The sequence below is a fragment of the Polaribacter sp. HA6-7 genome (assembly GCF_055693625.1).
In genome coordinates this window covers 2036029-2058534 of record NZ_CM146338.1, presented here as the reverse complement: position 1 = coordinate 2058534, position 22506 = coordinate 2036029, and the positions used below count along the sequence as shown (strand labels likewise).

The 22506-nt window shown below is 31.0% G+C and carries 20 protein-coding genes and 4 pseudogenes; 5 read left to right on the top strand and 19 right to left on the bottom strand.

What is annotated here, in order from left to right; translation table 11 throughout:
• Positions 1-2: 2 nt before the first annotated feature.
• From ACZ1HD_RS11505 to ACZ1HD_RS11480, 6 genes and pseudogenes are all read right to left on the bottom strand, one after another.
• A complete protein-coding gene (locus ACZ1HD_RS11505) occupies positions 3-884 on the bottom strand; it encodes a carbohydrate kinase family protein (RefSeq protein ID WP_472687496.1) in 882 nt (293 codons plus the stop codon).
• Positions 885-890: 6 nt separating this feature from the next.
• Positions 891-2165: a glycosyltransferase gene (locus ACZ1HD_RS11500; RefSeq protein WP_340933126.1), complete on the bottom strand. Its 1275-nt coding sequence runs from the start codon at positions 2163-2165 to the stop codon at positions 891-893.
• Positions 2166-2169: 4 nt separating this feature from the next.
• A complete protein-coding gene (locus ACZ1HD_RS11495; protein ID WP_472689344.1) occupies positions 2170-3021 on the bottom strand; it encodes an amylo-alpha-1,6-glucosidase in 852 nt (283 codons plus the stop codon).
• A 74-nt stretch (positions 3022-3095) separates the two neighbouring features.
• A complete protein-coding gene (locus ACZ1HD_RS11490) occupies positions 3096-4262 on the bottom strand; it encodes an HAD-IIB family hydrolase (RefSeq protein ID WP_472687495.1) in 1167 nt (388 codons plus the stop codon).
• 405 nt (positions 4263-4667) lie between these two features.
• Positions 4668-6133: pseudogene (locus ACZ1HD_RS11485) on the bottom strand (MoxR family ATPase).
• 59 nt (positions 6134-6192) lie between these two features.
• Positions 6193-7336, bottom strand: a pseudogene (locus ACZ1HD_RS11480) (vWA domain-containing protein).
• Positions 7337-7431: 95 nt separating this feature from the next.
• On the opposite strand from ACZ1HD_RS11480, the gene ACZ1HD_RS11475 reads away from it, so the two are divergent.
• Positions 7432-8307 (top strand): TIGR01777 family oxidoreductase, encoded by an 876-nt coding sequence (locus ACZ1HD_RS11475; RefSeq protein WP_472687494.1) that lies wholly within the window; start codon positions 7432-7434, stop codon positions 8305-8307.
• A gap of 614 nt (positions 8308-8921) precedes the next feature.
• On the opposite strand, the gene ACZ1HD_RS11470 is transcribed toward ACZ1HD_RS11475, so the two are convergent.
• From ACZ1HD_RS11470 to rsfS, 11 genes and pseudogenes are all read right to left on the bottom strand, one after another.
• The gene (locus tag ACZ1HD_RS11470; RefSeq protein ID WP_472687493.1) at positions 8922-9101 is read right to left on the bottom strand and encodes a hypothetical protein; all 180 of its coding nucleotides are present in this window, start codon (positions 9099-9101) and stop codon (positions 8922-8924) included.
• Between the two features lie 18 nt (positions 9102-9119).
• The gene (locus tag ACZ1HD_RS11465) at positions 9120-10436 is read right to left on the bottom strand and encodes a T9SS type A sorting domain-containing protein (RefSeq protein WP_472687492.1); all 1317 of its coding nucleotides are present in this window, start codon (positions 10434-10436) and stop codon (positions 9120-9122) included.
• A gap of 217 nt (positions 10437-10653) precedes the next feature.
• Positions 10654-11577, bottom strand: coding sequence for a hypothetical protein (locus tag ACZ1HD_RS11460; RefSeq protein WP_472687491.1), 924 nt, complete (start codon positions 11575-11577; stop codon positions 10654-10656).
• Between the two features lie 152 nt (positions 11578-11729).
• Positions 11730-12653 (bottom strand): hypothetical protein, encoded by a 924-nt coding sequence (locus ACZ1HD_RS11455; RefSeq protein ID WP_472687490.1) that lies wholly within the window; start codon positions 12651-12653, stop codon positions 11730-11732.
• 114 nt (positions 12654-12767) lie between these two features.
• Positions 12768-13382: a YceI family protein gene (locus ACZ1HD_RS11450; RefSeq protein WP_079736985.1), complete on the bottom strand. Its 615-nt coding sequence runs from the start codon at positions 13380-13382 to the stop codon at positions 12768-12770.
• Entirely contained in the window at positions 13379-13651 is a 273-nt protein-coding gene (locus ACZ1HD_RS11445) for an acyl-CoA-binding protein (RefSeq protein ID WP_079736984.1), read from the bottom strand. The genes ACZ1HD_RS11450 and ACZ1HD_RS11445 overlap by 4 nt, the downstream gene beginning before the upstream one ends.
• A gap of 5 nt (positions 13652-13656) precedes the next feature.
• Positions 13657-14313, bottom strand: a complete 657-nt coding sequence (locus tag ACZ1HD_RS11440; protein ID WP_079736983.1) for a phosphatidylserine decarboxylase family protein — start codon at positions 14311-14313, stop codon at positions 13657-13659.
• Positions 14314-14315: 2 nt separating this feature from the next.
• Positions 14316-15023 (bottom strand): phosphatidate cytidylyltransferase, encoded by a 708-nt coding sequence (locus tag ACZ1HD_RS11435; RefSeq protein ID WP_472687489.1) that lies wholly within the window; start codon positions 15021-15023, stop codon positions 14316-14318.
• 89 nt (positions 15024-15112) lie between these two features.
• Complete coding sequence (locus ACZ1HD_RS11430) at positions 15113-15697, bottom strand: LUD domain-containing protein (protein ID WP_077809752.1); 585 nt, start codon at positions 15695-15697, stop codon at positions 15113-15115.
• Positions 15698-15718: 21 nt separating this feature from the next.
• Positions 15719-17704: pseudogene (gene ftsH, locus ACZ1HD_RS11425) on the bottom strand (ATP-dependent zinc metalloprotease FtsH).
• 20 nt (positions 17705-17724) lie between these two features.
• A complete protein-coding gene (gene rsfS / locus ACZ1HD_RS11420) occupies positions 17725-18093 on the bottom strand; it encodes a ribosome silencing factor (protein WP_472687488.1) in 369 nt (122 codons plus the stop codon).
• Between the two features lie 140 nt (positions 18094-18233).
• Here rsfS and ACZ1HD_RS11415 point away from each other — a divergent pair, with 140 nt between their 5' ends.
• Positions 18234-18911, top strand: a complete 678-nt coding sequence (locus ACZ1HD_RS11415; RefSeq protein ID WP_472687487.1) for a biotin--[acetyl-CoA-carboxylase] ligase — start codon at positions 18234-18236, stop codon at positions 18909-18911.
• Here the strand turns inward: ACZ1HD_RS11415 and ACZ1HD_RS11410 are convergent.
• Together ACZ1HD_RS11410 and pyrE are read right to left on the bottom strand one after the other, a co-directional pair.
• Complete coding sequence (locus ACZ1HD_RS11410; protein WP_472687486.1) at positions 18908-19129, bottom strand: hypothetical protein; 222 nt, start codon at positions 19127-19129, stop codon at positions 18908-18910. The genes ACZ1HD_RS11415 and ACZ1HD_RS11410 overlap by 4 nt on opposite strands.
• 183 nt (positions 19130-19312) lie before the next feature.
• Positions 19313-19954, bottom strand: a complete 642-nt coding sequence (gene pyrE / locus ACZ1HD_RS11405) for an orotate phosphoribosyltransferase (RefSeq protein ID WP_077809748.1) — start codon at positions 19952-19954, stop codon at positions 19313-19315.
• Between the two features lie 78 nt (positions 19955-20032).
• Here pyrE and ACZ1HD_RS11400 point away from each other — a divergent pair, with 78 nt between their 5' ends.
• From ACZ1HD_RS11400 to ACZ1HD_RS11390, 3 genes and pseudogenes are all read left to right on the top strand, one after another.
• On the top strand, positions 20033-20557 hold the full coding sequence (locus ACZ1HD_RS11400) for an NUDIX domain-containing protein (RefSeq protein ID WP_472687485.1): 525 nt from the start codon (positions 20033-20035) through the stop codon (positions 20555-20557).
• 51 nt (positions 20558-20608) lie between these two features.
• Positions 20609-21168, top strand: a pseudogene (locus ACZ1HD_RS11395) (SulP family inorganic anion transporter); the annotation flags it as partial.
• Between the two features lie 6 nt (positions 21169-21174).
• Positions 21175-22500, top strand: a complete 1326-nt coding sequence (locus ACZ1HD_RS11390; RefSeq protein WP_472689343.1) for a SulP family inorganic anion transporter — start codon at positions 21175-21177, stop codon at positions 22498-22500.
• Positions 22501-22506: the final 6 nt, after the last annotated feature.

The following is a 22506-nucleotide window of genomic DNA, read 5'->3' as shown; positions in this document are numbered from 1 at the left end:
AATTATATCAAACTAAAAGCATTAATTTCTTTTGCTGTAATAACAGGATTTGCACCTTCATTTGCAGCTACCAAAGCACCAACAGCACAGGCGAAGTTTATAGAATCTTGTGGTGTAGCACCATTTCGCAATTTACTAATTAAAGAAGCTAAAAAAGAATCGCCGGAACCTACAGTATCTTTTACTTTAATTCTATAACCGCTATTGTAAAATAAAAAATCGTTGTACAATAAAACTGCTCCGTGTTCTCCTTTTGTAACACAAATATGCTTTGTTTTTGTTTTTTCTGATATAAAATGAATATTCTGTTCTAAATTATTAAATTTTGAACCTAGAAAATCAGAAATTTCATAGAGTTCTTCATCATTAAATTTAATAAAATCTGCTTTGTGCATTAAATCTATTAAAACCTCCTTCTGATAAAAAGGAGCTCTTAAATTAACGTCGAAAATTTTATAATTAGATACTTCTAGTAATTTAAATAAAGTTTCTTTAGAAACGTTGTCTCTTGTTATTAAACTTCCAAAAACAAAGGCATCAGCTTGTTTTACTAAGTTTTCTGATGCTTTTGTATAAGGTATTTTGTCCCATGCTTTTGGTTGTGGAATGCTATAAGTTGCCGAACCTTTATTATTTAATGTTACATTGACTTCGCCAGTATTGTAATCATTTAAAATAGAAACTGCATCTAAATTAATTTTTAAATCTTCTATTAATTTTAAGATAGGTTTTGCTAACTCATCATTGCCAACGGCAGTTATTATGGCTACATCATTATGAAAAGACTTTAACCTATTGGCAACATTTAAAGGAGCGCCTCCAATTTTTTTATGAGTATCAAAAACATCCCATAAAACTTCACCAAAACACACAAATTTTGTCATAGAATATTAAAATATATTAGTTTCCATTGTTTGTTGATTTATAGAGCTATTAAAAATAGTCAACATTCTTTTAGCAATACCTGTCCAACCAAAATTTCGTCTTGCAAAACGAGCTCCTTCCACAGACATTTCGTTTCTTAAATTAGGGTACAAGAGCGGCATTGCCATCATTGCACCAAACTCTGTTGGTCTATGCGGATCTGCAAATAAAGCTTGATTTCCAAAATCTATCAAATCGCACAAACCACCATGCACAGTTACAACACTTGGTGTGCCACAAGCCATTGCTTCAATTGCAACCATACCAAAAGGTTCGTATCTAGAAGGCATTACAAAGATACTTGCAGATCTGTATACGTTTGCTAAATCTTCATCAGAAATATAATTTTTCCATTTTATTTTATCTGTAATACCAAGTTCTTCTGCCAATTCTTTTAATTTTTCAATACCATCTCTGTCTTGCTGAGAATCTCCACCAATTGCAGCGACCAATCTCGCTTCCGGACACAATTCAAATACGGTTGGTAAAGCATGTAAAAGTAAATCGTATCCTTTGTTATGCGCCATTCTTCCTAATGCTAAAATATCGGTAGGTTTTATATCGTATTTTAAACGAATCTTGTCATTTTCTTTTGAAGGAACAGGAAAAAATCGATTCTCGTCTATTCCCGGAGGTATCATACTACAATTTCTAGACAAAACGTCGTATTGCTGAATTAATAAATCTACTTGAGGTAACGTTGTTGCAATTACATAATTACACATTTGATAGACAAAATATTCTTTTCTAATACGTTCTTTAAATCGGTAGGTTTTTTCCATTTCTATTTCGTCCATATCACTTCCCATGGTGTGCTGTTTCCACCAACCCAAAGAATGTGGTGTATGAACGTGACAAATACCTAATTCTTCTGCTATTTTCTGTCCTGCCCAACCAGCATCCCAATAATGAGAATAAACAACATCATATTTTTTATTCTCTTTTTTGATGGCAGCTAAAGTGTTTGTAACAAACTTTTTAAGATGGTCGTGCATATCTTCTTTTCTGATGAATTTTTTTCCACCAAAAGGAATCCTCCAAATATTAAAATTATCATCTACATGATCATATTCTGGTTGGTCTTCAAATTGTCTTGTTACTAAATCTACACGTTTGCCTAATCTACTAAACCTGTCTGCTAATTCTAAAACATATACTACTTGGCCTCCTGTATCCGGTTTTCCTAGTTCTGCATTTGCTCCAACATACCCATGTAAAGAGATCATTAAAATCGATTTCATATTTTTATTTTTTTGTATTGATTATTTTTAAATTACTACACGCAGAAATATATTGTGCGGCAGACCAAGCTTGGTAAGCTTTACCCATTGGTTTACCTGTTGTGCCATGAGCCCATTCTGTAAATTCCCATTCGTCTGTTATACCTTCTTTATTTATAAGTGCAAGCTTGTAAAGTTCTGCAATTGCGATATCTCTAAAACCAAGTTTGTTAACAAATTTCACCCAAAAGCCACCAACAAAAGGCCAAATTCCGCCGTTGTGGTAATGGTTTGGTAGATTTAAAAGATTTACGGTATAGTAAGGTTTCCAATCTGGGTCTCCAGGACTAACTACTGGGTAAACGTTGGCAACAGGAAAAGGATCATTTACACCAACACCCAACATAAATTTAAATGTTTGATGCGCTTTTTCTGCATCTATTGTGCCGTGTAAAAAGGCTAAAATATTACCTAAAGTATCACAACGCCAACTAAAATCGAAAGGAGTAGTTTGTGCTATTAAATAAGAAGTATCACCAAGTGTAAATTGTTTTTCTGCAAATGATACAGATTGAAATAATTTTTGCTGCGTAGAAGGCCAAAAGTTTTGAACGATTTCTTTTTTAATTACTTGAGACCACCTAATATATTCACCAGCTTCTTCATAATTACCTAACATTTCTAACATTCTACCAAAGCAAACGTTAGATCTGTACCATAAAATCTCATCATATAAAATATTATAACTTCTTCCAAATAGATCGGTCCAATCACCAGCTTCTGGTATTTCTAAAAGTGCATCGTTATTACTATCGTGTGCACCTAACCAACGCATGGTTTCTTTAATGGCATCAATGTATTTTCTTAAAAAGGCAATATCTTTTGTAACATTTACATATTCATAAAATGCAATAACTACCCAAATTCCGCTATCGATAGAGCAAATTCCGCCTACACCGAATAATCTGGTTCTTCATTTTTTAAGCGAACATTGGCAGGTATTTGTCCGTTTCTAGAAATATGTTCTAATAACGTAATTAATGTTTGTCTTTGACATTGATGAATTTCTTCATCATCTATTAAAGAGAGAGAACCAATTACTGTAATTGCGCCATCTCTTGCCCAAACGCTGTGGTAATTTTCGTCGATGCCATTTGGTATGTTATCTTTAATAGAACAAGCCGAAAAACCAAGTGGTGTAATATTTTTCTTTAAAGCTTCTATCGCTTTTATGTATCCTTCTTTAATTAAGGCAATTTTTTCGTCTGTGTCTTCTTGTGCTATGTTTTCCTTTTCTCTTTTTATAAAAAAGTCATCAGAATGATCTATAACTATATCTTTTATGGCTTTTTCAGGAAATATTCCGTAGAAAATTAACCCTTCTATAACACCGTCTCCTTTTGTTTTTTCTGTGTGATAAACTTTTTTATGTTTTGTATAAATATATAGTTCTTCATGTGCATTAGAAACAACAATACCATAGACGTTTTTAAGGTCGAACATTGCAGAATCATTACCACTATCTCCAGCAACTAAAACTTCGTTTGTAGAAATTTCTAGTTTTTTAAGTAGCCATTGCAAGGCGTTACCTTTGTTTGCCCATTTTGGTAAAATATCTAAAAATTTATTACCGGAATATACAACGTTAACATCCATGTTGGCATCTATAAAATCTTGCTCTATACTTTCTATAAGTTCTGTGTTTGCATCATGAAAAAAGTAACTTCTCTTATAAGAATGTTGAAATTTACTTGGTTGATCGCTAATAGGGTGTTCTATTTTTTTAATAATGTTTTCTACAGCATCTAAATTCCACCCATCATCTAAAACATCATTAAACTCTTTAATTACAGCTTTGTCTTTAAAATTATAAATATGTGTACCAACACCAGAAATAATATAATCGGGTTTTGGTAAAATGTTTTTATTAATAAGATGTAAAACATCATCTATTAAACGCCCAGTGTTATATGTAAGAATTGTTTTGTTATTTTTTCTGTACTTATCCCAAACTTTTTTGAAATTACTTTTGTAGGTATGAAAATCGATTAATGTGTTGTCTATATCAAAGGATAATAGCTTGATTTCATTTTCAATTTTTAAGTTATTTACGCTCATTTTAGTGTAATTTTTAAGTAGAAAATTATATTTTTCTCTTAAATTATTAAAAATTAACAGGTTAGGCAAGACGTAATGAGCTTAAGATTTAATTTTTATGATTGTGATAATTAAGCCCATCAAAAAATATTATATAAGGAATATTAAGTGGAGTAGAATCGTATTTTAAAAATGACGAAGAATTGTGTGTTTAATAATTAAGTATCTTTATTTACCTAATTATTAAAACTCTTTAAATTGAAAAATAAGTGTCTTTTTTAAATTGATAGTACTATCAATTTAAATAAAAGTATAGAAGAGGTTGTGAAGTCTTTTATTTCGGTTTTAGATATAGATTATCCGAAGGTATTTAATTCATTAAAAAAGACCTCACAAATTTTTATATCTGTGAGGTCTTTAAGTAAATTATAATCCGTTTATAAAATTACCATAAGGATCTTTAAATTGAGTACCTTCTGTAAAACGTTGTTTGCTTAATTTTTTATACTCTACCAAAGCCCAAAGAACAAATTCTTTCATAAAATAAGTATCTGTATCATTCATGTTTGGTTGATACTTTGTAATTAATTTTTGCAAGGGTTCTATTTTATCTAATTCACTTTTGTATCGTTTATCAGAATAATCATCTAATAACTCAAAATCAGTATCAATATTAAAAAACCAAGAAACAATAGTGTCATAAGGAGATTCTTCTTCTTGTTTTTCTAATTTTTTAATTTCAGGAAAATAATCAGGAAAAAGATTTTTAATAGCAGTTCTAATTAATTTTTCTGCAACTACGTGTGCACCTTCCTGTTCGCCTTCATAAACCAATTCTACTTTACCAGTAATGGCAGGTATTATTCCGTCAAAATCGCTTAGACGAATCATTGTTTTTGAATCGCCGGATATAATGGCTCTTCTTTCTGCAGTACTTAATAAGTTTTCGAATGCAGAAATACTTAATCTTGCACTTACACCACTTTTAGCATCTATATATTCGCTATCTCTTGCTTCAAAAACAATTTGTTCTAATAAATCTTTAGCTAGTTCTGGTACTTCTATAAACTCTTTTTGTGATGCTACTTTATTTGCTTCTTGTGCGGTAATTATTTTAGCTGTTTCTATATCTGCAGGATAATGTGTAAGAATTTGAGAACCAATTCTATCTTTTAAAGGTGTAACAATGCTACCTCTGTTTGTATAATCTTCTGGATTCGCAGTAAATACAAATTGCATATCTAGAGGCAAGCGTAATTTAAAACCACGAATTTGAATATCTCCTTCTTGTAAAATATTAAATAAAGCAACCTGAATTCTAGCTTGTAAATCTGGCAATTCATTAATTACAAAAATACAACGGTTTGCTCTTGGTATCATTCCGTAATGAATAACTCTGTCATCTGCGTAGCTTAGTTTTAAATTGGCAGCTTTAATAGGATCTACATCACCAATTATATCAGCTACAGTAACATCTGGTGTTGCTAATTTTTCTGCAAAACGTTCGTTTCTATGCAACCAAAAAATAGGTGTGTCATCTCCTTTTTCTTTGATTAATTCTACTGCAAATCTAGATATTGGGTTTAAAGGATCGTCATTAATTTCAGAACCTTCTACTACCGGAATGTATTCGTCTAACAAGGTCAACATCAATCTTGCCAATCTAGTTTTTGCTTGACCACGCAAACCTAATAAATTGATGTTATGTTTACTTAAAATAGCTCTTTCTAGTTCTGGTATTACTGTATTTTCGTATCCATGTACACCCTTAAAAATGGTTTCTTTATTCATCATTTTACTGATGAGGTTTTCTCTTAATTCATCTTTTATAGATTTCGATTCGTATCCGATTTTTTTAAATCTCCTAATGTATTTATGCCGCTTATATTCATTTGAGTTTTCTTTTACTTGCAGTAATTAATATTTTATAGTTCTATTTTTACTACTTGTATTATTTATCCTTTAATTCTTTTTTTCTATTGGTTTCGTAGTCTTCAAAAATCATTTCTCCTAAACCTTTTAAACCGGTATAAAATGCTTTTCCTTGATTTGCTTGGGTAAATGCTCTAACAAATTGCATTAAATACGGATCTTGTGCAATCATAAAAGTTGTAATAGGAATGTGTAATTTTCTTGCTTGTTGTGCCATTGCATAACATTTGTTTACAATGTATTTATCTAAACCATTACTGTTTTTATAATATTGACCATCGGGTAAACGTAAGCAACTTGGTTTTCCGTCTGTAATCATAAATATTTGTTTGTTGGTGTTTCTTTTCTTCTTAACAAATCCATAGCTAAATTTAAACCCGCAACCGTATTTGTGTGATAAGGACCAACTTGTAAATATGGTAAATCTTTAATTTTGATAGACCAAGCATCGTTACCAAAAACGATAATATCTAAAGTGTCTTTTGGGTATCTTGTTGTAATTAATTCAGCCAAAGCCATGGCAACTTTTTTTGCAGGCGTAATTCGGTCTTCGCCATATAAAATCATAGAATGACTAATGTCTATCATTAAAACAGTACTCATTTGGCTTTTATGCAGCGTTTCTTCTACAACTAAATCATTTTCTGTAAGATTAAAATCGTTAATTCCGTTATTAACTTGTGCGTTTCTTATACTTTCTGTCATAGAAACCTTGTCTAAGGAGTCTCCAAATTGATATGCTCTAAAATCACCTGTATGTTCATCTCCAATTCCTGGCGATTTACTTTTATGATTACCAGCACCGCTTCTTTTAATTTTACCAAAAATATGATTTAACGCTTGTTGTCTAATAGCACGCTCTGTTTTTGCAGTAATTTTTGTTCCGCCAACTCCATTACCATCGATTTCTTCTTTGATGTAGCCTTTCTTTTTTAGGTCTTCTACAAAATCATCAATCGTATAATTTTCATCGGTTAATTTATACTCTACATCCAAAGATCTTAACCAGTCGATGGCTTCATCAAAATCACCGAAGTATGTGTAATTAGTTCTTTAAATATTTCGAAAAGTTTTTCAAAAGGAGAGATGTTTTCTGCTTCGTAAGATTTAAAAACAAATCCTTTTCTTATTTTATTTTTTTCATCATAATAAAAATACAACATTTAGTTATTTTAAATCTTTCTAAAAAGTTAATTTAAAAACCTTATTGTTTTACAAAAATACAAAAAGATTAAACAAAATTCTATATATTTGTCGTATGTCTATAATATTAATTACAGGAGGTACAGGTTTAGTTGGTAGTAAATTAACAGAAGTTTTACTAGCTAATAATCATGAAGTAAGAATTCTTAGCAGAAACCCTTCAAATAAGAATGAATTTAAATGGGATATTTCTAAAGGATTTGTTGATGAAAAAGCATTGACAAATATCGATTATATAATTCATTTAGCCGGAGCTGGTATTGCAGATAAAAGATGGACTGATAAAAGAAAACAAATTATTATTGATAGTAGGGTAGAGACTGCAAATTTACTTTTCGATAAAATTAAAAAATTAGATATTCAATTAAAAGGCTTTATCTCTGCTTCGGGTAGTAATTACTACGGAGCAAAAACAGTGAATAATGTTTTTAAAGAAAGTGATGAATCTGGAGATGATTTTTTAGGAGAGGTTTGTTTAAAGTGGGAAAATGCGGCAAATAAATTTAAAGAGTTAAATGTATCCGTAACAATATTAAGAACAGGTATTGTATTGTCTAAAAAAGGTGGTGCGTTAGAAAAAATGAAAACACCTATAATTTCTCCGTTAGGTTCTGGAAACCAATATATGTCTTGGATAGATATCGAAGATTTATGTAATTTATATTTAAAATCTGTTGAAGAAAATTTTGAAGGAGTTTTTAATGCCGTTTCTCCGGAATTTCACACAAGTAAATCTTTTTCTAAAATATTAGCAAAATCTATCGGTAGACCTTTTTTACCAATAGCCATACCTGGTTTTTTGTTAAAATTAGTTTTCGGAGAGTTGGCAGTTATCCTTTTAGAAGGTAGTAGGTTATCTAGTAGTAAAATTTTAAATACTGGTTTTAAATTTAAATTTGAAAGTTTAGAGAAAGCATTGCGTAAAATGTAATAAAAACAAGCTTATTTTATATAAATTAAGTTTATGATATGTTAAATATAACGTTTGGGGGAATGTTATGTTTGGTGTAGTTTAAAGTAAAAAGACGAACTGATAAGTTCGTCTTTTTTGTTTTTTATAACCTATAAAATATATGGGGGTATAACTTATAGGTAATAAAAGCTAGGGATTTATGTAAACGAAGTTAGGGCTTCGTTTGAAATCTCTATAGTCTAACATGGGGGTTTTTAATAGAGTTTTTTTAATTAATTTCCTGATTAATAATCTTTTGTTTCTACGATGTAAAATTATTACAGTTTTGTGAATCAAAAAAAAAATTAAATCGAAAACGTTTGCGGAAAATCGAAAACGTTTTCGATTTATTTTTTAACCTACTTTAGTATGTTAATTTTTGATTGTTTAATTATTTAATACAGGAAAAACACCCTATAATTTATCTTTTTGCTTTTTTTGGGGTAGCAATAAATTTATTCATAATAAAACATTTAAAAATTATCAATTTCGTAGCTAGTAGTTATTCTAAAATAATATTATAAAAAAAGACGAACTATAAAGTTCGTCTTTCTCTTTATGATTTTAAAAAGTATCTGGGGCTTATTAGACTTTTAAAAATCATGAGTAAAAATTGTTTTAAAAGTTTGCACCAGGTGGCTCGGTGATTGCGCTTGTGCTTTCTGAGGATTTAAAATCATATAAGTTCCTAGAGCCGTTAAAGCAGCATATTTACCATAATTACCAATTTTTTTTATGGCTTCTTTTCTTGTAATGTCTTTATTGTTTTCCATTTATTGAATGTATAGGGATTATTCTAAAATTATTTTTTTTGTGATGTTATTTGTGCTACTCTTTATTTGTAAAAGATAAACTCCTTTAGATAATTTTGGTAATGTAATTTCTGATCTACCATTAGATGTAAAGTTTGTCTTGTAAACTTTACTACCAAGAATAGTAAAAATCGATAAGTTAATATCAGAATTAACAATACCATTAATAGTTACTTTACCTTTAGAACTATAAATAGATGTGTTATCTAAAACTTCTGTTTCTGTAGCTAATACTTTGGCTCTAGTATGTATGTAGAAATTACCAGTTCCGTTTAAATCTTCTTCTAAAACAATTTTATGTTTGCTGTTACTATCGCTTAATTTTGTAAATGTATTTTTAGATGTATCTTCTAAATAAACATTTAAACCAGCTGGTAGGTTTTTAATTTCTGTTGAAAATTCAATTTCTGTTCCAGATTTTGCATTAATACCAATTGGTATAATCATTGCTTCATGATTACTGTTAGGTAAAGATTGGATACTTAATTTTTTCTCATCAGTTTTAGAAACTAAACCGCTAAAAACCTGAAAATTAGAGCTAACTCCGTTAAAGATTTCTCCATCATAACCATTGTCAAAACCTGTTGTTGTTCCGTCTATATAATAGATTTCTGTAAATTTAATATTTGTACCGTCTGTAATATTCAATTTAATTTCTGGTCTCTCAGATTTTAAGAATGTATCTGTATTTTGGTGACTTTGTGCAGCCGCAGAAAAATTGATATCATTAGTATTTTCAACTTCAACAAAAAAGGCTTGTCCTGGTGCTATCTCAAAATTTTGAACAGTTACCCTTGTATCATAATCACCTAATCCACCGTTTAAATTTTGATTCCATACCCATAAAGTTTGTGTTTTTAAACTTTTTCCTACACCGTAATTTTGAGTTAAGAAATCGGCACTACTTAAATAAGAAGTATAAGGATTCGCAACCAAGTTAAAAGAGTTTGTACCTTGAGTTACCGTTTTTGCAACATTTTCGGTATTTATTGTACCTGTAAAGGCTAAAGTTCCATTGGAAGTTAATCTAGTGGTAAAACCCTTTCCTGGAGCTAACAAATCTGCAGTATCATCACCATTAATTTCATCAACTTGACCAACTTTATAATAAGACCATCTTAAAGAATTTGCCTTTGAATTGTCAAAAGGAGCCAAAGCAATGTTTCTATCCGTTCCAGATCCAGATCCTTTAGCAATACTTGGGTGATTGTTTGCAAAGTCTACAATAGTCTGTCCTGCTAGTGGAGATCCTATTAAATACCATTTATTTCCATCAATATTTCTGTTGTAAACCAAGTTACCTGTAGCGATACCATTTACAATTAAAGATGCACCAGATGCTATTGTAAAGTTACCTGTATTAACTAAATTACCCGCAACCGTTAACGATCTATCTGAATTTATAGTTAAATTTCCTTCTACAGTAACATCATTAATCGATTTTTGATTGCCATCTAAATATGCAGTATTTCCGAAGGAATTAAAACATTATCTGTTGCTATTGGTTCTCTATTTAAACTCCAATTAGAAGGTTCAGACCAATTACCGAAGTAACTGCAAACTCATTAGTAACTTCATCTGTATTAATGGTAATTTCTGTTTCTTTTTTATAAAAACTACCTACGTTTGGTGCAGTATATGTAATTGTATACGTTCCTGGGGTAGAAGAAGCAACGTTAATTTCTCCGGTAGTAGTGTTTAAGTCTAAACCAGAAGTTGAAGAAAACTCTCCACCCGAAATTCCTTGTATGGTTGGAGTTGTATTAACTCCGTTTATAGAATAGCTAGTGTTATCATAAGAAAAATTAGAAAAATCATTATAATGTAAATCGATAAATTTTTCTAATACTTTAGCGTAATCTCTAGAAAAATAAGGAATTGTAGCTGATCTAGAATCAGAAACACCGTAAGTAGAAGCATACGCATTTCCTAAATCTCTAACTCTTCTATTTACTTCAGTCATAATACCATCAATAGTACCACCACCACCGTTTACAGTACCACCGCCGCCTACAACAGAGTTTGCGTTACTTGTACTACCAGAACCATGTCTAATATTACTATAATAATCTCCGGCAAAATAAGCATTACTACCAGGATTCGTATCATCACAAGAGCCTTGTCCACCATTTCCGATATGGCTTGGTACAGTTCTGTATCCTTCAGTTCTTCCGCAACCTGCATGTCCCAAATCAGCATATTCAGAACCTCCGGTAACTTGCATTAAACCTCCAAAACTTTCAGAGCCTCTAATTAAATCTTCAAAAGTTAAATTTTGTAAGTTATTTTCAATTAAATTTTTGATGGTAACTCTTGCTAATTCTGCAGCATTAGTTGATGTATTATTTAAATCCTCATCAAAAGAGTTACTTGGTAAATTGTAACCAGCTTCAATTCTTGGTATCGAGTGACTTTGTCCGTGTAAATCTATATACAAACCTTTACCAAACTTAGTATTAACATCTGCACTTGCTTGATCTATAAAATCATGGTAAGCATCAAAGTATTCGTAAGCACTTGTATTATTACAAGTCGCAACACTTTTAGTTCTGTTAGGATCTAGTTTATTTCTTCTAAGATTATTGATGATTATATAAGGATATACACCAAATTCATCAAAACATTTTTTTGAATTTCTCTAATTAAAACGTCTGTGTTATCATCCATTTCTCCTGTACCACAACTTCTAGTAGTTAATTCTCCGCCGGTAAGTCTCCCACCGTGAGGAGCCGAAATAATAACAGGCATTGTACCTGGTATATATTCTATATATTTTTTTGAAGTATTATGGTATTGAGATGTAGCAAAATTAATTGAAATGTTTTGCTGAGAACTACTTTGATCTGGATCGTTTGTAGTATACGTTATTGTATGATTAGCAATAGTAGATTCTGAAAGATCGATAACACCTGTTGTAGCATTGATTACCAAACCGGCTGTTGCAGTAAAAGTACCACCTGTTTCTCCTGTAATTGTAGGAATAGGGTCTGTGTCTGAAATTGAATAACTATTATTTGGATAAGTAAACGAAGCGTCGTCTAAATTAGGAGCCTTGTTTACAGCAAAGTATATTCTATTAGAAACAACTGTTCCACCACCACTAGAAGATAATCCGGTAAAGTTATTATCATTAACTGTTAATATATCTTCACCATCAACATTAATTGTGGCATACCCGTTTCCATTCCATCCATCTCCGTAAGTATCGTATAAAATAACATAGTATCCTGATCCTGAAGGTATGTTATCATTAATACTTCTATTAGAAACTACTAATGGAGAATCCAAATTGTTCGCAGAAGTATTACTCGTACTACCTGTATAGCCATCATCTAATGTTGCAATTAGATCATTGTTAGGAGCATATAACTCAATTCTATTTTCTTTAGAATAATTTGGCCAACTATATCGAATAGTTATGTCTACTGTTTGCGAAAAGAAACTTAATGATTGTGAAAAAATAATTAAGGCAAGACAGTGCCTTAAAAAATTAGGGGTAATTTTTTTAGTCATTTATATTAGGGGTAAAAAAAGGTTAATTTAAACTTATGTTAGAGCAAAAAAAGGCTGTTAACATAAATTTAACAGCCAAATATAATATATTTTTTGAATTATTGTTACAAATTTTTAGAATTTTGTAGTGATGTTTAGTGCAACTTCGCTCCAAGTCTTAGAAACTCCGTCAGAACCAGTATGTAAAGCTTCACAAACTTTATTTAAAGAAGCTAAAGCATCTAAGGCATTCCAATTACTAACGTCCATTTTACCACTCATGGCAAAAGTATTGTTTACAATTGTGTATTTAAAAGGTACTTTGTTAGATACACCGTTCATTTTAATTGTTGCACTACCAATAGAATCATTTTCAATATTTAATTTCCCAGAAAGTAATTTTGTGTCAGACATTACTCCGAAGAAAAACTTCTGAATTTTGTAATCTCTACTAGAATCTTTTGTAAAAATACTACTAACAGGAATAGAAAATTCTGTATTGTTAATTGCTTCTTTAATCGTTTCTCCAGTACCACCGGAAATTACATCTACTTGTCTAAATTGACCACCTACAGGTGTTTTTTCTGTAAATTTATAGGCTGTAAAATTAATTTCTTTTTCAGCTTTATTTACAGAAAACTTAGCATTGTCTTCTTTTTGTGTTGTTTTCGCTGTTGTTTTATCAGATTTACAAGAGATAAAACTGATGTTTGTTGCAACTAATAATAATAAAATAAATGCTTTTTTCATTTTGATTGTTTTTTATTTAATACTGCGTTTGCTAATTTTATATATTCTTGTTTTGCTTCTTCAGAAGACATGTCTTTTAATTGCATCCAAGCATTTAATTTAAATGCATTTCTAACATTTAAATCGTTTTCAAAAGGTAAATTACTTCCATAATTAGCTTGTTTGTAATACGCATAAAATTTAAGCATAATATCCGGTGTAACTGCCTCTTTAAGCTCAGATATTTTAATGAAAGCTTCTTTAAACTCTTTGTCTAAATCACTATTCATATTATTTATTTTCTTGCTACAATTTGTGTGCCTCCTTTTACTTTATCACCTAGTTTTACAGCCAATTCTGTACCTAATGGTAAATATAAATCTACTCTAGATCCAAACTTAATAAAACCAGCATCGGTACCTTGCACCACTTCTTCTCCTTCTTTTGCGTAGTTTACAATTCTTTTAGCTAAAGCACCTGCAATTTGTCTGTATAAAACTTCTCCTATTACATTGTTTTCGATAACAACCGTTGTTCTTTCATTTTCTGTAGAAGCTTTTGGATGCCATGCAACTAAATATTTACCTGGATGGTATTTGCTGTATTTAATTATACCGCTCATTGCATATCTAGTAACGTGTACATTTATTGGAGACATAAAGATAGATACTTGTAATCTTTTATCTTTAAAATATTCTGGTTCTTCTACCTCTTCTATCACAACAACTTTACCATCAACTGGCGCAATGATAGTTCTTTCATCTAAAGTGGTAATTCTTTTAGGGTTTCTAAAAAATTGAAGTACTGTAAAAAGCAATATTAGTATCGCTATTTGAATAACTTTTACAAGCCAAATAATTTCAATGAATTTATCTGCCAATAAAATACCTGCAATAGATAAAATAAAAGCAATTACAATAATTTTATACCCTTCTTTATGAAAACGAATCATACTTAAATAATAAAGTTAATATACAAATATACAAACGGAGCCGCAAATAATAAACTATCTAGCCTATCTAAAATACCTCCATGACCTGGCATAATATTACCACTGTCTTTAATTTTTGCTTGTCTTTTCAATTTAGATTCTACCAAATCACCAATTGTACCAATTACAGAAACAATTGTAGCTATGATAAACCAATTTAGTAAAGAAAAATCGTTGTTTAATCTACTAATAAAATATGCTGCCACTAAAGAAAACACAAAGCCACCTATAAAACCTTCGATGGTTTTTTTAGGAGAAACAGAAACAAACAATTTTGTTTTACCTAAGTTTTTACCGACCAAGAAAGCGAAACTATCGTTTACCCAAATAAGGATTAAGATTGATATCATTATATAAGGTCTGTACTCTTCATTTACAAAAGGTAATAAAATTAAGAAACAAAAAGAAAAAATAAGATATCTTATTGTTAAGCCTAGTTTATCTCTTTCTGTTTTAAATTTAATTTCTTTCTTTTTGAATAACTGAAAAATTAAAAATAATGAAGATGCAATATTTATAGCCAAAATAATATTGATAGCGTAATTGTAAGGTCTTTTAATTATTAGAAATAGCGAAAAACCAAAAAGTAAATAAGCACCGATACTTTTTAATTGAATCATTTTTGAAAGTTCCCAAACGGCAACAAAACCAAAAAATGCAATTAAAGCCATATAAGATTCTTTAGAAAAAAGAATAGCAGATATAAAAATTAAAACATATATGATTCCGAGAAAAACTCCTTCTTAAAAGGTTGCGCATATTATAAATCTTCTAACAGCAGCAAATATAAGTTTTTTGTATTACTGTTGCCATAATTTAAAAAATTATCATCTTTTTTATTAATCTCATAATTTTTTACTGAAGATATATTTGTTGGCAAAGTATCTTTAGAGTTTGTTTTGATACCTGTTAAACCCTCGCCAGTGTTTCTAACTAGTTGACTAGTTGTGGCGTAAACAATAAAGTTTTCTGATAATTCTGATAATTTGGTACTCTTTAATTGATTGGAAGAAAATAAAACTTCTCCTTTATCTGCAATTAAATGTTCGCATGAAGTAAGAAAAGGAACCGATTTTTTAAAATTACTGTGTATTGCAATTTTATCTTCGTCTATAAATCTGCGTAAATTGTCATTTATTAGTAAAATTTCTTTCCAATCGTTTTCAGAAAGTATTCTTTTTAGGTTCTCTAAAACCTCTTCTTTCTTTAAACAATATAGAAATTTACCACCTTTTTCTATGAAATTATGTACAAAAAGATCATCCAAAGACAAGTTTACTTCTTGTCTTTGGATTTCTTTATCTTCTTTAACCGGTATGTTAAATATCTTTTTTAAAAAATTCATTCTTAATTGTCGAATATTAGATTATTCCTCAGTGCTTTCTGCTGCTGGGGGAACATTCGCTTCTTCTTCAATCAATTTTTCTACTTTTACTTCTGCATCTAATGCTTCAAATGGCCTTTTACCAAATACTTTTTCTAAATCGTCTTTAAAGATAACTTCTTTCTCTAAAAGCAACTCTGCTAAAACTGTTAATTTTTCCTTATTATTATCTAATAACTCAATAGCTCTTTGGTATTGATTCTCGATTAATTTAGAAATTTCTTCATCAATTCTTTTTGCAGTATCATCACTGTAAGGCTTCACAAAAGAATCGTTTCGGAAGAATCGTAATAGGTAACATTACCAACTTCTTCATTTAAACCATAAACCGTTATCATTGCTCTTGCTTGCTTAGTAACTTTTTCTAAATCACTTAAAGCACCTGTAGATATTTTATTAAAGATGATTTTTTCTGCAGCTCTACCACCAAGTGTAGCACACATTTCATCTAACATTTGTTCTGTTTGCACAATTAACCTTTCAGCTGGTAAATACCATGCAGCTCCTAAAGATTGTCCTCTTGGTACAATAGTTACTTTTACTAAGGGTGCAGCATGCTCTAACATCCAACTTACTGTTGCATGACCAGCTTCGTGATAAGCAATTACTTTTTTCTCTTTTGGTGTAATTACCTTGTTTTTCTTTTCTAAACCACCAACAATTCTATCTACAGCATCTAAAAAGTCTTGATGATGAATCGCAGTTTTACCATTTACGGCAGCAATTAAAGCAGATTCGTTACACATATTAGCAATATCTGCACCCGAAAAACCAGGTGTTTGTTGTGCTAAAAACTCAACATTTACATCATCTGCTAATTTTAAAGGTTTAATATGAACCTCAAAAATTGCTTTACGCTCATTAATATTAGGTAAGTCTACATAGATTTGTCTGTCAAATCGACCAGCACGCATAAGTGCACTATCTAAAACATCTGCTCTGTTGGTTGCAGCAATAACAATTACGTTTGTATCTGTACCAAAACCATCCATTTCTGTTAACAGTTGGTTTAATGTGTTTTCTCTTTCATCGTTACCACCTGTCATGCTATTTTTACCACGAGCTCTACCAATTGCGTCAATCTCATCAATAAATATTATTGAAGGCGATTTTTGTGCAGCTTGTTTAAACAAATCTCTAACTCTAGAGGCACCAACACCAACAAACATCTCTACAAAGTCTGAACCGAGATAATGAAAAGAAAGGTACACCAGCTTCACCTGCAACAGCTTTTGCTAATAAAGTTTTACCTGTTCCCGGAGGTCCTACTAATAAAGCACCTTTTGGTATTTTACCACCAAGAGAAGTATATTTTTCTAGGTTTTTTAAGAAATCTACAATTTCTTGCACTTCTTCTTTAGCACCTTCTAAACCTGCTACATTTTCGAAAGTTGTTTTTACTTTCGTGTCTTTATCAAATAACTTTGCTTTCGATTTACCAATGTTAAAAATTTGGCCACCACCACCAGAACCAGCACCACCGCCGGACATTCTACGCATAAAGAATAACCAAATAGCAATTAAGATAATAAAAGGTAAAAAGCCAATTAAGGTATCTAACATGCTTGTTCTACTTTCGTTTTTTAAATCGAAAGTTAAATCGTTTTCTTTTTTAGCTTCTTGTAAGCTGTTTTCAAAATTTTGTAAATCACCAAAATTATATTCGTACAAAGAAGATCCTTTTCTGTAAAATGTAGAATTTATTAATTTTTGATATTTCTCTTTCTTAATAGCTTCTTCTTTTATAAAAACCTGAGCGACGTTATTATTAACTACAATTATTTTAGAAATATCGTTATCTCTTAAAACTTCATTAAACTCGTTTTTCGAAATGCTTTTAGTAGCTAAGTCACCACTGCTAAAAAACTGAAATCCAATTAGTAATACTAAAATTGCACCGTAAATCCAATAAGCGTTAAACTTAAATTTTGGTGTATTTGTGTTGTTGTCTTTTTTATTTTCGTTCATTTTTTATAAAATCTAAAAATTTAAGCTGGTTTTATTTCTGTAATTTTTGCATCTCCCCAAAGACCTTCAATGTCATAAAAATCTCTTGTTTGTTTTTGAAAGATATGTACTGCAACGTTTACGTAGTCCATTAGAATCCATTCAGCAATATTTTCACCTTCTATGTGCCAAGGCTTATCTTTTAGCTGTTTGCTTACCATTTTTTGAACCGAACCAGAAATTGCTTTTACTTGTGTGTTGGAGTTACTGGAGCAAATTATAAAATAATCGCAAACGGTATTTTCAATTTCGCGTAAGTCAAGTAATTGAATATCTTCTCCTTTAACTTCCTCAATTCCCTGAATTATAACAGATATTAAATCATCTGTACTTACTTGTTTATTTGTCATTAATTTTTTCTAATTTAAACGCAAAGTTATTATTTTTTTGCGACTATTTTATGTAATATTGAACTTGTTTACACTTTATTTAACACTTGAAAATAATCAAACTTAGTGCCATCGATTCTACCAATTCTTTTTTAAAAGAAATGGCATCTAATTCTGTCTTAGAAAATTACACAATTGTTGTTACAGACAGTCAAGTAAATGGTCGTGGGCAACAAGGCAGTGTTTGGGTGTCAGAGCCTTATAAGAACTTGATATTTAGTGTTTTTGTTCGTTTTTCTGATTTGGATATTTCGAAAAGAAGATACTTGAATTTTGCAGTTTCTTTATCCATTTATCAAGTTTTAACAGCTTTAGAAATTCCGAAAGTAACCATTAAATGGCCTAACGACATTTTGGCAGTAAACAAGAAAATTTGCGGAGTTTTAGTTGAAAATAGTTTAAAAGGGGCAAAAATAGCATCCTCTGTAATCGGAATTGGACTCAATGTAAATCAAACTGTTTTTCCTGCGCACTTAGAAAAAGCGAGTTCTTTAAAACTGATAAGACCCAAACCTTATAATTTAGAAGAAATTTTAGATTTACTTATTTTAAAGTTGAAAGAGAAGATAGCAGTTTTAGAATCTGATCATTTTGAGACTTTAGAAAAAGACTATTTACATGTGTTGCATAAAAAAAACATTCCTACTATGTTTAAAGATAGTAAAAATGCTTTATTTATGGGTGTAATTCGAGGTATTTCTATAGATGGTAAGCTTCAAGTAGAAGTAGAAGATGAAACCATTTTAGAATTTGGCATTAAAGAAATTTCTTTACTTTAAAGTTTCGAAATATTTTCTGTCAAAGTATCTACAAATTTAGATAATGGTTTTTTTACCATCATAGCCATCATTGGGTTAAAATCTCCATTAAAATTTAAAGAAACCTCACTTTTAGTATCTTCAATTTTAACAATATCCGCAGCCAATGCAAAAGATAATTTACTGCTAGCAGCACCAAGGGTAATGTTAGAAAATTCAGTTTTTTCTTTTAATACCAATCTTATTTCGGCATTCCTGGTAAGCTAAATAAAAAAGAATCGCCGTCAACCTCAAACTTTTGTGTATTTTCTCGGCATTATTTTTTCAAAATTATTTAAGTCGCTAAAAAAGTTAAATAATTCTTCTTGCGATTTATCAATCACAACTTTGTTTCCTGTAATATTCATGTTTTTAATCTTTTTTTATTGATTCCAAGTACTAGGCTCTCTTCTCCATTCGTGCAAGGTAATCAATTCTTTTTCAGAAATATAATTACTTTCTAGTGCTTGTTCTAACAAGTTGTCGTAGTTACTTAACGTAGTAAGTGCAACGTTCTTTTCTTTAAAATTGTCTGTCGCAACCTCAAAGCCATAAGAAAAAATAGCGACCATACCTTTAACAACAGCGCCCGCTTCTTTTAAAGCATCTACTGCATTTAAGCTACTTTTACCAGTACTTATTAAATCTTCTATAACCACTACATTTTGTCCGCTTTCTAAATGCCCTTCAATTTGGTTTTTTCTACCATGTTTTTTAGGTTCTGGTCTTACATAAATAAAAGGTACACCTAATTCTTGCGCTACTAAAATACCAATTGCTATTGCACCCGTTGCAACACCAGCAATTACATCTGGTTTACCGTATTCTTTCTCTACAATTTTTGCAATTTCTTCTTTTAAGAAAATACGAACCGGAGGATATGAAAGCGTTACTCTGTTATCGCAATAAATTGGCGATTTCCAACCCGATGCCCAATTAAAAGGATCGCTTGGGTTTAGCTTAATTGCTTTTACTTGTAGTAAAAGTTCAGCTGTTTTTTTTGCCGTATCTTTGTTTAAAATCATACCGCAAATGTATAAAGTTTTTGTAAATGATAAGCCAATAATTGTAACATCTTCTCAAAAAAAGAGAATGATTTTCCTTTGTATATTTTAAAAAATTCTGTAACAGAAGAAATTATACACAAACTTAAAAGTAACAGTGTTAAGGGGATAACGCTTTATACGCCCAATTTAGAGGAAGGTTGGCGCGCTTTTTTAAAAACTTTTAATATCGTTTCTGCAGCCGGTGGTTTGGTTTTAAATACCCACAAAGAAATATTGTGTATTTACAGGTTTGATAAATGGGATTTACCTAAAGGAAGAATCGAAAAAGGCGAGTCTGTAGAAGAAGCTGCTGTAAGAGAGGTAGAAGAAGAATGTGGTATAGATGGCTTGCAATTGGAACAACCATTACTTACTACCTACCATGTTTATTTTCAAAACGGAATGAAACTAAAAGAAACCTTTTGGTATTTGATGACGACGACGTATGCGGGCGCTTTAACACCACAATTAGAAGAGGGTATTACAAAGGTTGTTTTTAAGAAACAAAAAGAGGCAGCAATAGCGTTAACAAATTCGTATAAAAACATCGCTTTAGTTTATGATACTTACCTAAATATGTAATATTCTCAAAAAACATTCTATCTTTGCCGACTTCTAAAAAGCTACAATAAAATGACAGGATTTATCAAAAAAATAATGCCAAATGCAAAAGATGATGCATTAGCAGGTATAACGGTTTCTTTAGCAATGATACCAGAGGTGGTAGCCTTTGCTTTTGTAGCGCAAATTAGCCCAATTGTGGCCTTGTTTGGTGCTTTTGTTATTGGATTAATTTCTGCTGTTTTTGGTGGTAGACCAGGATTAATTTCCGGAGCAGCTGGTGCTGTAGCCGTTATTTTTGTAAATATGATACAAGAAGGGCACGCCAAAGGATTGCTTTTTGACACACCTGTAGAAAATATGGGGTATTTCTACCTGTTAGCAGCAGTGGTTTTAATGGGAGTTATACAGGTAATTGCCGGTTTGTTTAAACTAGGTAAGTTTGTAAGGCTAATTCCGCACCCTGTAATGATGGGATTTGTAAACGGTTTGGCTATTGTTATTTTTATGGCACAGTTGGGTATGTTTACAGAAAACAAGAAAGATGTTTATGGACAAAATATGCGTAAAACAACAGCCAAAGAATTGGTATATAAAGTAGAGAATAATCAAGTAAAAGATCTTGCTTCGGCACAGTGTTGTTTACAATAGAAGGTAGTACCATTAAAAACGCAAATACCAACCAAGACGCATTTTTAGTTTCAGAAGGTCAGGTTTTTGATATTAATACAAAAAAAGTACTTTACAATGCAGATAAAGAAGGTTTTTACACTGTAAAAGATAGTGGTGTGGTAAAAACAACCATGCAAGGTAAAACACTGTATGTTATGATTGGTTTGGTTTTGCTAACCATGTTTATTGTTTGGGGCTTGCCTAAATTAACAACCAAAATACCTGCAGCTTTAACCGCTATTTTAATCGTTACATTGGTGTCTATATTTAGTGGTTTAGGTTCTATAAATGTGGGAGACTTTATTAGAGATGGAGGAGGAGCAGGCTTAAACGGAATAGCAGAACTTTCTAAAAACTTAAATGTATTAGAGTTATGGAGCAACCTGCCTTTTAATCTAGATACTTTAAAATTTATTGCGCCGTATGCCTTTTTAGCTGCCTCTGTAGGTTTGATAGAAACGCTAATGACAATGAACTTGGTAGACGAGTTAACAGAATCTAGAGGTAATGGTAATAAAGAATGTGTAGCACAAGGTGCCGGTAACATCTTAAGCGGTATGTTTGGTGGTACAGGTGGTTGTGGTATGATTGGGCAAACTGTAATTAATATCAATGCAGGTGGTAGAGGCCGTTTGTCTGGTGTAATGATGGCATTAACCTTATTAACCTTTATTTTATTTGCAGATAAATATATAGAGCAAGTGCCTATTGCAGCTTTGGTTGGGGTAATGTTTATGATGGTTATAGAAACCTTTGCTTGGTCTAGTTTTAGAATTTTAAAGAAAATACCAATGTCAGATGCTGCCGTATTAATTATTGTATCTGCAGTAACGGTGTTTTTCGATTTAGCCATTGCAGTATTTGTAGGGGTTATTATTTCTGCCTTATCTTTTGCATGGACAAGTGCTAAGAAAATTAGAGCAAGAAAACGTTTTAAAGCAGATGGTACAAAGATTTACGAAATTTGGGGACCTTTGTTCTTCGGAAGCATTACTGCTTTTAATGATAAGTTTGATATTAAAACTGATCCAGAAAACATTGAAATTGATTTTGTAGAATCTAGAGTCTCAGACCACTCTGCCATCGAGGCAATATTTGCTTTGGTAGAAAAATACCAAGCAGCGGGTAAAAAAGTTACATTAAAGCATTTAAGTGAAGATTGTAAAGTACTTTTATACAAAGCATCTCCTATTTTTGACGGAGTTATAGAAGAAGGTATCGACGATCCTCGTTATCACTTAGCTGCAAACCCAGAGAAGTTTCCGAAACCTTTGGGTGAATATAAGTTTTAAGAGTGT

Coding starts and splice junctions, on each gene's coding strand:
- ACZ1HD_RS11470 (WP_472687493.1), bottom strand. CDS start 9,101: ATGGAAAACAATAAAGACATTACAAGAAAAGAAGCCATAAAAAAAATT.
- ACZ1HD_RS11445 (WP_079736984.1), bottom strand. CDS start 13,651: ATGAATAGTGATTTAGACAAAGAGTTTAAAGAAGCTTTCATTAAAATA.
- rsfS (WP_472687488.1), bottom strand. CDS start 18,093: ATGACAAATAAACAAGTAAGTACAGATGATTTAATATCTGTTATAATT.
- ACZ1HD_RS11440 (WP_079736983.1), bottom strand. CDS start 14,313: ATGATTCGTTTTCATAAAGAAGGGTATAAAATTATTGTAATTGCTTTT.
- ACZ1HD_RS11500 (WP_340933126.1), bottom strand. CDS start 2,165: ATGAAATCGATTTTAATGATCTCTTTACATGGGTATGTTGGAGCAAAT.
- ACZ1HD_RS11450 (WP_079736985.1), bottom strand. CDS start 13,382: ATGAAAAAAGCATTTATTTTATTATTATTAGTTGCAACAAACATCAGT.
- ACZ1HD_RS11505 (WP_472687496.1), bottom strand. CDS start 884: ATGACAAAATTTGTGTGTTTTGGTGAAGTTTTATGGGATGTTTTTGAT.
- pyrE (WP_077809748.1), bottom strand. CDS start 19,954: ATGATTTTAAACAAAGATACGGCAAAAAAAACAGCTGAACTTTTACTA.
- ACZ1HD_RS11430 (WP_077809752.1), bottom strand. CDS start 15,697: ATGAATTTTTTAAAAAAGATATTTAACATACCGGTTAAAGAAGATAAA.
- ACZ1HD_RS11415 (WP_472687487.1), top strand. CDS start 18,234: ATGGCATCTAATTCTGTCTTAGAAAATTACACAATTGTTGTTACAGAC.
- ACZ1HD_RS11490 (WP_472687495.1), bottom strand. CDS start 4,262: ATGAGCGTAAATAACTTAAAAATTGAAAATGAAATCAAGCTATTATCC.
- ACZ1HD_RS11435 (WP_472687489.1), bottom strand. CDS start 15,023: ATGGCTTTAATTGCATTTTTTGGTTTTGTTGCCGTTTGGGAACTTTCA.
- ACZ1HD_RS11455 (WP_472687490.1), bottom strand. CDS start 12,653: ATGACTAAAAAAATTACCCCTAATTTTTTAAGGCACTGTCTTGCCTTA.
- ACZ1HD_RS11475 (WP_472687494.1), top strand. CDS start 7,432: ATGTCTATAATATTAATTACAGGAGGTACAGGTTTAGTTGGTAGTAAA.